At 38.3% G+C, this 13,018-nt stretch carries 11 protein-coding genes and 1 riboswitch; of the genes, 6 read left to right on the forward strand and 5 right to left on the reverse strand.

Annotated elements, in window-relative coordinates; translation table 11 throughout:
* Window positions 1-64 precede the first annotated feature (64 nt).
* The 3 genes from J8L71_RS12695 (at window position 65) to msrA (ending at window position 4,841) form a co-directional block, all read left to right on the forward strand.
* A complete protein-coding gene (locus tag J8L71_RS12695; RefSeq protein ID WP_211000857.1) occupies window positions 65-1,117 on the forward strand; it encodes an efflux RND transporter periplasmic adaptor subunit in 1,053 nt (350 codons plus the stop codon).
* Window positions 1,118-1,120: 3 nt separating this feature from the next.
* Window positions 1,121-4,219, forward strand: a complete 3,099-nt coding sequence (locus tag J8L71_RS12700; protein WP_211000858.1) for an efflux RND transporter permease subunit — start codon at window positions 1,121-1,123, stop codon at window positions 4,217-4,219.
* Between the two features lie 85 nt (window positions 4,220-4,304).
* Entirely contained in the window at window positions 4,305-4,841 is a 537-nt protein-coding gene (gene msrA, locus J8L71_RS12705; protein WP_211000859.1) for a peptide-methionine (S)-S-oxide reductase MsrA, read from the forward strand.
* 77 nt (window positions 4,842-4,918) lie between these two features.
* On the opposite strand, the gene J8L71_RS12710 is transcribed toward msrA, so the two are convergent.
* The 3 genes from J8L71_RS12710 to J8L71_RS12720 form a co-directional block, all read right to left on the reverse strand.
* Window positions 4,919-6,748, reverse strand: a complete 1,830-nt coding sequence (locus tag J8L71_RS12710; RefSeq protein ID WP_211000860.1) for a TonB-dependent receptor — start codon at window positions 6,746-6,748, stop codon at window positions 4,919-4,921.
* Between the two features lie 36 nt (window positions 6,749-6,784).
* Window positions 6,785-6,951, reverse strand: a riboswitch (cobalamin riboswitch).
* An 88-nt stretch (window positions 6,952-7,039) separates the two neighbouring features.
* On the reverse strand, window positions 7,040-7,828 hold the full coding sequence (locus tag J8L71_RS12715; protein ID WP_211000861.1) for an ABC transporter substrate-binding protein: 789 nt from the start codon (window positions 7,826-7,828) through the stop codon (window positions 7,040-7,042).
* 169 nt (window positions 7,829-7,997) lie between these two features.
* Window positions 7,998-8,480, reverse strand: a complete 483-nt coding sequence (locus J8L71_RS12720) for a YajQ family cyclic di-GMP-binding protein (protein WP_004588518.1) — start codon at window positions 8,478-8,480, stop codon at window positions 7,998-8,000.
* 151 nt (window positions 8,481-8,631) lie between these two features.
* Here J8L71_RS12720 and J8L71_RS12725 point away from each other — a divergent pair, with 151 nt between their 5' ends.
* Together J8L71_RS12725 and J8L71_RS12730 are read left to right on the forward strand one after the other, a co-directional pair.
* The gene (locus tag J8L71_RS12725) at window positions 8,632-8,985 is read left to right on the forward strand and encodes a VanZ family protein (RefSeq protein ID WP_211000862.1); all 354 of its coding nucleotides are present in this window, start codon (window positions 8,632-8,634) and stop codon (window positions 8,983-8,985) included.
* Window positions 8,978-9,880: a 2-dehydropantoate 2-reductase gene (locus J8L71_RS12730; RefSeq protein ID WP_211000863.1), complete on the forward strand. Its 903-nt coding sequence runs from the start codon at window positions 8,978-8,980 to the stop codon at window positions 9,878-9,880. The genes J8L71_RS12725 and J8L71_RS12730 overlap by 8 nt, the downstream gene beginning before the upstream one ends.
* A gap of 38 nt (window positions 9,881-9,918) precedes the next feature.
* Here J8L71_RS12730 and thiI read toward each other — a convergent pair whose 3' ends face one another.
* Both thiI and J8L71_RS12740 read right to left on the reverse strand, forming a co-directional pair.
* On the reverse strand, window positions 9,919-11,376 hold the full coding sequence (thiI, locus tag J8L71_RS12735; protein WP_211000864.1) for a tRNA uracil 4-sulfurtransferase ThiI: 1,458 nt from the start codon (window positions 11,374-11,376) through the stop codon (window positions 9,919-9,921).
* Between the two features lie 97 nt (window positions 11,377-11,473).
* Window positions 11,474-12,127 carry a TetR/AcrR family transcriptional regulator gene (locus tag J8L71_RS12740; RefSeq protein ID WP_211000865.1) on the reverse strand — a complete coding sequence of 218 codons (654 nt, stop codon included), beginning with the start codon at window positions 12,125-12,127 and terminating at the stop codon, window positions 11,474-11,476.
* Window positions 12,128-12,301: 174 nt separating this feature from the next.
* Here J8L71_RS12740 and coaD point away from each other — a divergent pair, with 174 nt between their 5' ends.
* Window positions 12,302-12,793: a pantetheine-phosphate adenylyltransferase gene (gene coaD, locus J8L71_RS12745; RefSeq protein ID WP_211000866.1), complete on the forward strand. Its 492-nt coding sequence runs from the start codon at window positions 12,302-12,304 to the stop codon at window positions 12,791-12,793.
* Window positions 12,794-13,018: the final 225 nt, after the last annotated feature.

The following is a 13,018-nucleotide window of genomic DNA, read 5'->3' on the forward strand; positions in this document are numbered from 1 at the left end:
ATAACCGTCTTTTCCCGGTCTTATTTCGTACAATACTTACAATTCATTTTCAGGTATGAAATCAATGCACTCAAGACAATCAGGCAAAGCTCTCTTTCCATTTATTATTACTCTACTTTTAATATTTAGCGTTTACTTATATTTACCCGCTAGCCACGGTGAACAGGCCGATTTATCAAAAATGTCAACTCAGGTAACAGCGCACACAGTTACCTCTCAAGAAAACGCAGTGATGATAGAAGCTATTGGTAGTGCTCGTGCAAACCAAGCTATTTATATCAAAAGTGCACAAAACGACTATGTTACAGATATATACTTTAAAGATGGTGACTTAGTCAGTAAAAGTCAAAAATTAGTACAATTACAAAACCAACAAGAACAACTTGCAGTTAAAGAGCTTGGTATAAACCTGCGTGAAGAAAAACGCCAATTGGACCGTCTCACAGAACTCTCACGTACGCAATCTACAGCGAAGTCATTATTAGAAGAGCAGCTTTCTCGTGTTGATGCCACACAAGCACAGCTAGAAAGCGCAAAAACTAAACTAAACGAAATGACAATCACAGCGCCTTTTTCAGGTTTACTAGGTAAACGTGAAATATCAGTGGGTGCGTATGTAAATAACGATACGATTATTACCACTCTTGATGATATCAGCATCATTAAGGTTGATTTTAAAGTACCAGAAAAATATTTATCTCAACTTAACGTAGGTATGAAAGTACTTACTCAAAATGATGCCTACCCGGATCAAACTTTTACGGGAAAAGTAACCCATATTAGCTCGCGTATTGATTCTGTAACACGCAGCGTTGAAGTTACAGCAAGCTTTGCAAACAAATCAGGTCTGCTTAGACCGGGTATGTTACTTAACACAGCTCTTGAGTTGAGTAGTAATCAAGCATTAATGGTACCAGAAAAGGCCGTGATACCACTTCAAGACAAGCATTTTGTATTTCAAATTACTGATGGTGTAGCTAATCGAGTTGAAGTACATGTTGCCGGTAGAAACAATGGCTGGGTGGCTATCGACGAAGGCTTAACGGATGGCGAGCAAATTGTTACTGAAGGGCTAATAAAAATTCGCTCTGGTAGTAAAGTAAGCATAAAGGGGTAATACGTGAAGATTACTGATACAAGCGTTAAACGCCCCGTTTTTGCCATTGTAATTAACTTACTGCTGTTAACTTTTGGCTTGGTTGCTTTTTCTATGCTGCCACTTCGAGAGTACCCAGATATTGAAACCCCTATTGTAAACATTAGTACTGAATACACAGGTGCTTCCGCTGAAATCGTAGAAACTAAAATAACGCAAATTATTGAAAACCGTATATCAGGCATTGAAGGTATAAAAAGTATTAATTCATCGAGTCGTAATGGAAGCTCAAACATTACAATTGAATTTGATATTAATCGCGACATAGATGCTGCATCTAACGATGTACGTGAGCGTGTTGCGCGCGCACTAGATAGCTTACCTGATCAAGTACGTCCACCAGAGGTATCTAAGTCAAATAGTGATGAAAGCCCAATTGTATGGTTTGTATTAAATAGTGACTCAATGGACTCATTGCAGCTATCTGATTACGCACAACGATTTATTGTTGACCGCTTAGCTGTAGTTGATGGTGTTTCAAATGTACGTATTGGTGGTGAACGTAAATACGCCATGAAAATATGGCTAAATCGCCAAGCTATGGCTGCACGCGGCATTACCTCAAGCGACATTGAAGATACGCTACGTACTGAAAACGTTGAACTTCCAGCAGGTGAAATTGAATCGATAGATCGCGACTTTACCGTGCGTACTGCGCGTAGTTATAAAGATCAACGCGACTTTAAAAATCTTGTAATAAAACGCGGTGAAGAAGGTTACTTAGTACGTTTAGGTGAAGTTGCTGACGTACAACTAGAAGCTGAAGATGACGAGAGCTTGTTTCGCGGTAATGGTCGCAACATGATTGGCTTAGGCATTGTAAAACAAGCCAAAGCAAATACATTAACAGTAGTTGATAATGCGCGCAGCGAGCTTGAAAAAATAAAGCGTAATTTACCCGAAGGTACAACTATTCAGGACAGCTACGACTCGTCTGTATTTATTAAAGAATCAATTAGTGAAGTTTACAGCACACTAGCTATATCTATGGGGCTAGTTGTACTGGTTATATTTTTGTTTTTAGGCAATATAAGAGCAACACTTATTCCGGCGGTAACTGTACCTGTTGCACTAGTTGGTAGTTTTATGTTTTTACTTGCGATGGGTTATTCAATCAACCTACTAACCCTACTTGCATTAGTATTGGCAATTGGTTTAGTGGTAGATGACGCCATCGTAATGCTTGAAAACATTCACCGTCGTATCGAACTTGGCGAACCACCATTGTTGGCTGCATTTAGAGGTGCGCGTGAAGTAGGTTTTGCAATTATAGCAACCACGTTAGTACTTATATCGGTGTTTGTGCCACTGGTATTTATGGATGGCCGTATAGGTGCTTTATTTACAGAGTTTGCGATGGCGGTAAGTGCAGCAGTGTTTTTCTCAAGTGTGACCGCGTTAACCCTTGCCCCAGCCCTTTGCTCTAAAGTACTTAAAGTATCTGACAAACCAAATAAATTTAACTTATGGGTGGACCGTCAGTTTACAAAAATAGAGGCTAGCTATCGCAAATCGTTATCTACCAATATAACCCGTAAATGGGGCTTAATGGTAAGCCTATTATTAGCAGGCTTTGTAAGTTACTCGTTATTTTTACAAGTTCCTTCTGAGCTTACACCTAAAGAAGACCGTGGAACTTTCTTTGTACTTATGAATGGTCCAGAGGGTGCAAGCTACGAAAACAATGCCGCTAACATGGCAAAAATTGAAGAACGCTTAATGCCCTATTCTGAAGCAGGTGAACTAAGCCGTGTACTTGTTCGAGTACCCGGTTTTGGTAGCAGCGGTGGTGTCGCAATTGTTGGTATGGCTGATTGGGATAAACGCAAACGCTCTACCTGGGAAGTAATGGATGAAATAAGCGGTAAAATGCAAGAAGTTACCGATGTACGCGCATTTGCCATTATGCGACGTGGTATTGGCGGCAGAGGTATATCTCAGCCAATTGAATTTGTATTACAAGGCAATGACTACGACCAACTTGCTGATTGGCGTGACCGTATTATTAAACGTGCAGAACAAAACCCTGGATTACTAAAACTCGATCACGATTATAAAGAAACATTTCCACAGTTTTTAGTCAGTATTGATAAAAATAAGGCGGCTGATTTAGGCGTGTCTGTATCAGATGTAGGCACAACCCTTGAAACGATGCTCGGTCAGCGTCGTGTTACCACCTTTATTGACCGTGGTGAAGAATACGATGTAATCTTAAAGGGTACTAAAGAAGACTTTACGAATCCTACAGACATCTCAAATATTTATCTGAAATCGCGAAGCGACGAGCTCGTGCCATTAGATAGCCTGATTAGTTTAAAAGAAGAAGCAACTGCATCGCGTTTGAACCGCTATAACCGTATGCGTGCTATTACATTGAGCGCTAATTTAGCTGAAGGCTACACATTAGAGGAAGCACTTAGTTTTTTAAATGAAGTTGCTGCGCAGGAAAATGATATTGATGGCGCAATAGATTATAAAGGCGAATCCCAGCTTTATTACGAAGGTGCATCCGCGATGACCTACGTATTTATACTTGCACTAACAGTGACCTTTTTGGTACTTGCTGCGCAATTTGAAAGCTTTATGCACCCGTTTGTGATTATGCTAACTGTACCGCTTGGCTTAATGGGTGCGATGTTTGGCTTATGGTCTACAGGGCTTACACTGAATATTTACAGCCAAATTGGTATTGTAATGCTCATAGGCTTAAGCGCTAAAAACGGTATTTTAATAGTCGAGTTTACTAACCAACTGCGTGATAAAGGCGTTGAATTTAGCGAAGCTATTTTGCAAGCAGCAACTCAGCGCTTACGCCCTATTATTATGACCTCGCTAACCACGGTTATGAGTTCAGTACCTTTAGTACTTGCCTCAGGTCCTGGTGCTGAAAGCCGAATGGTAATTGGTGTTGTTGTATTTACCGGCGTTATAGTATCAACGCTATTAACGCTTTTCGTAGTGCCAGCTGCATATTATGCATTAGCACGTAACACACAATCGCCTGAGTTTTTACAACAAAAACTTGATAAACAAGCACAAGCTAAACCTTTAGAAGAGATCTAACCACTTAATTGCGCCGTAACCTTGTTGTTACGGCGCATTCATTTTATGCTCGCCTTTAAACTCCATACACATTTAGGAATAATTTATGAGCTCAGCAAAGCAAGTAGCAACATTTGGTGGCGGCTGTTTTTGGTGTATAGATGCTGCATTTAGACGTGTAAATGGCGTATTAAGCGTAAGCTCTGGGTACACTGGCGGCGAAACAAACACGCCAACTTACCAATCAGTTTGTACAGGTACTACCGGGCATGCAGAAGTTGTTAAGATTGAATTTGACAGCGCTATAGTGAGCTTTGAAACACTTTTAGCAATGTTTTTTACCTTGCATGATGCAACGCAATTAAATCGCCAAGGTAACGATATAGGCACCCAATACAGAAGCGTTGTTTATTACCATAGCGACGCACAGTTAAAGCAAACCAATAATATGATAGCCCAGCTACAAGACCATGTTAGCAAGCCAATAGTGACAGAGGTTAGCCCAGCTACAACGTATTACCCCGCAGAGCATTATCATCAAGATTACTACAACGAAAACCCACAGCAGGGTTACTGTAGTATCTTAATTGCGCCTAAATTACACAAGTTTGAAACTGTATTTAAAGAATTTTTAACTGACTAGCTAATTTGAGTAGTTAAACTTGGCTACACAGCAAAAAGCCCGATATAAATCGGGCTTTCGTATATTAAAAAACGCCATTAAAACTGATAGCTAGCACCAGCAAAAAAGCGACGTTCAGGCGTGTTGTAGTAATACACTTCACCTGTTGTGAAATCGGTGTTTGAATCAACTGCGTTGTACTCTTTATCAAATAAATTTTCTACACGAAGTGATACTTCAATGTGCTCATTTACTTGGTAATTACCCGCTAAGTTCCAAAGTGTGTAAGAACCTAAACGTGTCACAGCGCCTTGGCGGTCACTACGGTATTGCATATCTAGTGTTGCATCAAATGCACCAAACTGTTTTGCTACTTCCCAATTGAATGTACGTTTAGCAACGTTACGTAATTCTGCGCCTGTTTCTTTGTTTTCTGCACTTAAGTAAGCAAAGTTAATATTGCTATCAAACCCATAAAACTGCTGAGAAAGGCTAAACTCAACCCCTTCATAGCGTGCTTCGTTTAAGTTAATAGGAAAGAAATTAGTGTCTAAAGAAATTTTATCCTCAATATCATTTCTAAAAATAGCAACGTCAACACTTGCTACATCAAAATCTACATTTAATCCGATCTCTCGATTTAATGATTTTTCAGGCTCTAAATCAGGGTTAGATGAAGGTGGAAAACCTGGAAAGGCTGGAAAATATAAATCGTTAAAGGTAGGCGCTTTAAAACCAGTACTTTGACTTATTCTAAAGGTTGCATCTTCAGATAAGTGATATCCGGCTGCCACAGTGTAAGTCGTTTCGTCACCAAATTGCTCATCATCATCTTGGCGTACAGTTAAATTAGCTAACACTTTCTCAGCGTTGTAATATGCACCAATAAATACAGCTAACACATCACGTTCTTGTACATCATATTGTGTTGAACTGTGGCTTACATCATCATTATACCAGTTAACACCGCCACTAATATTAAGTACTTCTGATAAATTATACTGACCGTTATAATCCAATTGCACACGCTTAGTTATAAAATCATTTTCGCCATATGCTGAAATATCGTGTGAATCATCTGTTGAAATAGCAATATCAATACTGTGTGATTGACTAATGTAGTTTTTATTCCAACCAGCAGAAAGCTGATAATTTTTAAAATCACTAGTTTCCACAGTACTCGTTGCAGGGCTAAAGCGGCTATCGTAATCTGCGTAACCTTCGCTGTATTGACCAAGCAACTTAAAGTCGCCGTAATGCGCGTCGGCGTAATTTACTTTAAAACCAAGGTTTTTATTTTCATAGCCATCGTCATCGGGCGCTACACCTTGTAATGCATCAAAGCCATCTGTTTTTTCAAAACCTGCATTAAAAGCGGTGGTCACATCAGCCGATTTAACAGAACCCGCAACTTGATAGTTTTGGTATGCGTCTGAGCCAAAAGTAGCATCTAAAGATAAATTATCAGCTTCTCGCGTAATTATATTAATAACACCCGCTAGTGCGTCTGAGCCATAAACAGCAGCACGTGAGCCTTTAATAATTTCGATACGCTCAATGCTATTTAAAGGAACGTTACTTAGTGCTTTTTGGCCAAGTGTTGCAGAGCCTGTTCTTACACCATCAATTAAAATTAACGTATCACCAGAACCTGTACCACGTAAAGATACACCCGTGTTTTGGCCAAAACCACCATTAGGGTTAATCTGAAAACCAACCTGTTTGCTTAACAGTGTTGGTAAGTCGCGTATGTTGCTTGCATCTATTTCAGCACGATCAATAACATTTACGCTTGCTAAAACATCATTGATTGATTGCTCAAATTTATTGGCGGTAACGGTAATTTTTTCAATTGAATTATCTGCAGCAGACACAGAAAATGACAGCGCAGCAGTAATAGCAAGGCCCAAAGTAGTTTTATTTAGCATGATGTTCCCTATCTTTGCCCACCGCAAAGATTTAAGTAATTAAGATTACTTTAAGGCCGGTCTCCGGACTCAGTAAACACCTTTAAAAAGTGTAAGTACTTTACCGTTGCGGGGGCAGTGTTGGGATTGTTTTTGTCATAAATACGCACCAACTTCCCGATTATCTTGCTGTTAGTTTCAATACCTTAAAACCAATGCATAAGCACTAAGCAAGCACCTTAAAAATATGCCGCTATTGTGAGCATTTTGTTTACAAATGTCAACGGACGTCTATATAGCTAAAAACAATTATTATTGAGAGGTATTAATACTAGAGGATACAGAATATTTATTTAGTAACTCAATAATGCGGGGCTTTGTAGCTGCTGAATTAAGTATTGAATCTATTTTAGATGCAGATATTTTGCTTTGCTTGCGACTTACTAAAAAATGAGTGTCAAACACGGCGTCGGGTGTTTCGCTTTTATATAACAAACTCATATCGAAGATTTTTTTATTTTTAAAATATTGATAAGCAATATTATTTAAAACACCGACATCTGATCGCTGCAATAACAGCATTTTTACTACATTGAATTCATCGACTGTGAGGCTAGCATTATGCTCTTGGCTTAAGTAATATGCATCGGTATTGTACTTTGCAAAATGATACGAATAGCCTAATACACCCGCTTTAGATAATGACTGTAAATCATCAAAGTAGCTTTGATCTTTTGCGTTTTTTTTAAGTGCATATAATTCATTTTTAGTAATGACATAAAACTTGCTTTGAGTAATACCCTCTCGAGCCTCTGGCGGAAGCCATTGCAGTGCCATTAAAAATAAAACATCAAATTTACTTTGTTCAACTGACTTGCTTAACCTCTTTACAGGTAATGACGTGAGTATAAAGTTGTAATCATTTTGCGTGCTATTTAATATTTTAATAAACTCTGGCGCCAGACCTTGCTGTTTTTCAGCATTAATAATGATAGGAAAGTAGCCATCTTCAACTAATACGTTTACATCAATTGCTTTACTTAGGCTCGAATTGCTAAAAAGTACAAAAACAATAAATAAGAAAAATTTGTAACAATTCATCAATACATCCAAACCAAAACATTAATAATACTAATAAGTATAGTCACTTAATTGTTTATAACAGTAGGTTTTTAAGGGCTTTAGAGAAATTTTAAAAGTTTGTTTAACCTGAGCTTATATTTAGCTCAGGTTAGAAAGGATTTATTTATAACAAAAACGTTTTAAATAATTAGTCACGGAAGTTTTTAAACTGAAAAGGCTGACCTAAATCAGCAGTACGCACTACTTGCATAGCTGCTTGTAAATCGTCGCGCTTTTTACCTGTTACACGTACTTCTTCACCTTGAATTGCAGCTTGTACTTTTACTTTAGAATCTTTAATGGCTTTAACTACTTTTTTTGCCATGTCTTTTTCAATACCTTGCTTTAGGGCAACGTTACGAAAAACATTCTTACCCGCACGTGTAATATCTTGAAGCTCTAAGCTCGCTACATCCATGCCACGTTTAGATATTTTACCGGCTAAAATATCAAACAATTGCATAACTTGTGAATCAGCTTCTGCTTTTAGTTTGATTGTTTTGTCATTTAGCTCTATTGATGCGTCTACGCCTCTAAAATCAAAACGCGTTTCTAGCTCTCGATTGGCATTGTCAACCGCATTTTTTGCTTCGTTCATTTCTACTTCAGATACAATATCAAATGAAGGCATTGATTTCTCCTAACTATTTAATCTTAATTTAATGCGGCAATTATAACGCTAAAATTATAAATCTTTACATTTTTCTGCGTGTTGTTCAGGTGCGATACTAATTTAGTTTGATATACTGGCGATTCTTTTTTAAGCGATTTTAGGATCTGTCGTGACAAGGCGTGTTTATCAAGCAATTTTTCTAATCAGCATAGTGGCTTTTACTTTTTTATTTGCAAAGGAAGTAAAAGGGGGAGTAGTTAATTTATTTCCACATGTTGATAAAGTCGCCCACTTCGGGATTTTTTTCGTTTTAGCGATCATTATGGATAAAGCGTTTAAACTGCCTTTATACGTCCAAATAATGCTATTGGCGGGTTATGGTGCTTCTATAGAAATTATGCAAGATGCCCTTCCCTACAGGCAAGCATCACTGGGAGATTTTTTAGCTGACTTCGCTGGTGCCGCTAGCTACTTTTTAATTCGTATTATTTTTACCCCTCGAAAAAAGAATCCTTATGGCTAATATTTTAATTGTTGGTGATGGCGCTATAGGCTTATTACTGAGCCATTTTTTAAGCGCATCTAACCGTATAACGGTATTAACTCGTAACCCCTCTACAAACACACGTTTTTATAGCCGTGGCAATAATGCGTCTAAAAAAATCAACGCACAGTTTATTTCTTTAAATCAGCTAAATAAAAACAGTGAATTTGATCTTGTATTATTTACGGTTAAAGCCTTTCAGGTACCCGATGCCTTTGCTCAAGTAAAACCTTTTTTACCTAAAGGTTGCTCTGTCGTTCTTTCGCATAATGGAATGGGAAATGTTGACGAAATAAGTAATCAGCTCAATAGTAACCAAGCACTCTACTTTTTAACCACCAGCATGGCTGGGTATAAATCTAACCAGTATATTGTGCAACATACCGGTGAGGGGCAAAGTATTATTGGCGGTTGTAATAACCTAGCGCTTCAAGATAACGAAGTCATCACTAATGCATTCAAAGCAGTACCTAACGTTAAATGGACTGATAACATTCATCAGCTTCGTTTTGAAAAACTACTTGTTAATATTGCGATTAATCCCCTGAGCGCCCTAAACAATGTTAAAAATGGTGAGCTACGTGCACCCAAATTCAATGCTGTAATTTTTAACGCTCTCAATGAAGCTTGCAACATAGCTAGGGCCCAAGGTCTTAATATTCCATTAATTAAAGCTTTAAACACCGCTTATAAAATAATGGAGCTAACCTGCGATAATTACTCATCTATGCAACAAGATGTTGTTCATAACAGAACAACCGAAATTAGAGCCATTTGTGGCTATATCGCTCAGCAAGGCAAACTTTATAATATTAAAACACCTTATAATAATGAGCTACTTGCTAAAATTGAGGCAAAAAAAAGCGTGGTATAAACCACGCCTACATAAATATTTTACTTAAGGTTTGTTGTTTATGGGCGATAAACTTTAACTGTGTCAAAGCCTTGCTCATGCAAAATAAGCGCTTGTAACTGGCTCATTACACCTCTATCGCAATATAGGTAGTAATCTTTGCCTTTTGGTAAATCACCAAATTTAGTCGCTAGTCGGAAAAACGGTAAATGCACAACTTCAATGCCATCAACTTCAAGTGGTGCTGCGTCTTCCTCTTCTGGAGAACGAATATCAACAACCACTGCGCCAGCTGGTAAATCAGCAACCGACTCAGCTTCTTTAAGCTCCTGCTTAGCCTCTACGTCAATGTCGCGCACATCCATAATACGGGCATTTTCTACTACGGTATTTAACACATCAAAGTCGAACTTTTCTTCTTCGCCTTTAATAACATCAATTTTAGCTTTAACCGTTGGCTTTTTAGAAATTACGCCACAGTACTCTGGCATCGTTTCGGCCATTTCTGCGGTACCAATTTGGCGCGCAATATTAATAATTTCTTGTTTATCATGCTGAATTAACGGGCGCAAAATAAGCGTTTCGGTTACGCGGTCAATCACACTTAAGTTAGCCAGTGTTTGACTTGAAACCTGACCAATACTTTCACCTGTTACAAGTGCCTGAATGTTTAGTTTTTCAGCCACTTGGCTGCCTGCACGCATCATCATACGTTTTAGTACAACACCCATTTGGCTGTTTTCGACGTTTTCTAAAATCTCAGCAACAACAGGTTCAAAATCAACAGTTACAAATTTAACTTTATGAGTAGAGCTAAACTTTTTCCATAAATAGTAACTTGCTTGCTTAACACCAATTTCGTGGGCTGCACCACCTAAATTAAAGAATAAAAAGTGCGTACGAGCGCCTTTACGGATCATTTGATAACTTGCTACACCAGAGTCAAAACCGCCCGACATAAGCGAAAGCACGTCTTCTTGAGTTGGCAGTGGGAAGCCCGCCATACCCAGATGGGTTTGCGTAACTATGTAAGCTTTATCATCTTTTACTTCTAAGCGAATAGTAACTTCTGGGCGGCTTAGCTTAACGCGCGCACCTTCTACGTGCTGGTTTAAACCACCACCCACATAACGCTCTAAATCTGTTGAAGTAAAATCATGTTGCCCGATACGTTTAGCGCGAACACAAAATGTTTTGCCAACAATGGTATGCCCTACTAGGTCTACGGTTTTTTTATAGATATCGTCAAGCGTAGTGAAGTCAGTTTCGGTCACTTCAATAAACTGCACAATGCCAGGAATACGCTGGAGGCTGTCAATAAAGTCTAGGCGCGTTTGATCATCTACCAATTTAGTAACAACTGAAATGTTATCCCAGTTATTTCTAACTTGTACTTTTTCGTCAACACGGCGCAATACAATTTTAATGTTATTTTCTAACACTTTAGTAAAGCGTTTACGTACCGAACGGCTTTTAATGGCAATTTCAGGATGTAGTTTGACGATAAATTTAAGCATAGTTCACTCTTAGACTGCGGGAATTCGCGCTCCCAGGCATTGGGCGCGCGATTATATCAAAAAATTTTGCGTCTAGGAACTAACCAGAAAAATGGCGCTAAGCAACACTTGGGGCGTGTTGTGCAAGCTCGGTGTACTTTTCACGCAGTTGATTCATTTTATTGAGACTTTTATCAGTACTATAAGCTCTGAATAAAGTCAGCACTTTTAAAATACCATGGTAGATATCTTGCTCGGCAAGTGCGCCACTAGGTCTACGCGCTTTGATGTAAGGTGTCCAAAAACTCACGGTAAGTTTGAGAGTATGGGCAAGCTCTAACGCATCTTGCTCCTCTATTGCTATCATTTCGTTATCACGCAGGCCCAATATAACTTGGCGAACCTGCTCTAATAATGCTGACTGAAAACCAATATACGCTTGTTTTAAGCTATCATCCCTTGAGAGAATATCGCCCAAGTTGTCGTAAAAAAAATGATAACGCCACATCAATTCAAATAACGAGTCTAAATACGCTGTTAGGTGCTCAAACGCATCATCGTTTGCATGTATCGGTTTAAAGTGAGTATTTAAATGCTCGCTGTAAAGCGCAAAGATATGACGAATAATGTCTTCTTTATTTTTAAAATGATAGTAAAGGTTACCTGGGCTCATCCCTAAATGCGATGCAATATGATTTGTTGATATTGCACGCTCACCATGTTCATTAAACAATGAAATACTGGTGTGTATTATTTTTTCCTTAGTATTCATATACGATTACTCAAATTAACTTATAAACTACATTACGATAAATACAATCTTTGCAGTATAAACAAATCGGGCTGGTTTAAATACCATCATAATTTACTATTTTAAAAACGAGCTAAGCTGATTTGTACTGCAAACACTGATAGACTACTGAAAAAATAATAGTTAGTGAAACTTATGAACGTTACGGCAATTTATCCTGGCACATTCGATCCTTTAACTAATGGCCACACTGATCTTATTCAGCGCGCAGCTAAAATGTTTAGCACTGTGATTGTAGCAATTGCTCACAATCCATCTAAACAACCATGTTTTAGCCTTGAAGAGCGAGTGAATTTAGCCAACAACATTTTAGGTCATTTAAATAACGTAAAAGTAATTGGTTTTTCGGGGTTGCTTGCTGATCTAGCCTTCGATCATAAAGCTGACGTGCTTATTCGTGGTATTAGAGCAGTGTCTGACTTTGATTACGAGTTTCAGCTCGCAAACATGAACCGTCGCCTAAATCCAGATTTAGAGAGTGTGTTTTTAACACCTTCAGAGCGTAATTCATTTATATCGTCAACACTGGTTAAAGAAGTGGCCCGCCATAATGGCGATGTGAGCGAATTTGTAAGCCCACTTGTAGTTGATGCTTTAAAGCAAAAATTAGGCGGCGACATAAGCTAATTAAACATAATAAGCGCACTTTGGTGCGCTAATATACATAACTACTTTTTAGCCATGGTTTTTAATCCACTACGGCTAAACTGAATACCTTAAAGCTTTGCTAAGCCTAAAGTATCTTTGTTTGTAAATAAAACAATCACCATTATTGAATCGCTAATAACTTGCCCAATATTAAGTAATAAAAGCAGTTGATTTAGCTTTTGGTAAGAAAATCATTCATATCAT

This window comes from Pseudoalteromonas sp. MMG007, from assembly GCF_018100985.1.
Lineage (GTDB): Bacteria > Pseudomonadota > Gammaproteobacteria > Enterobacterales > Alteromonadaceae > Pseudoalteromonas.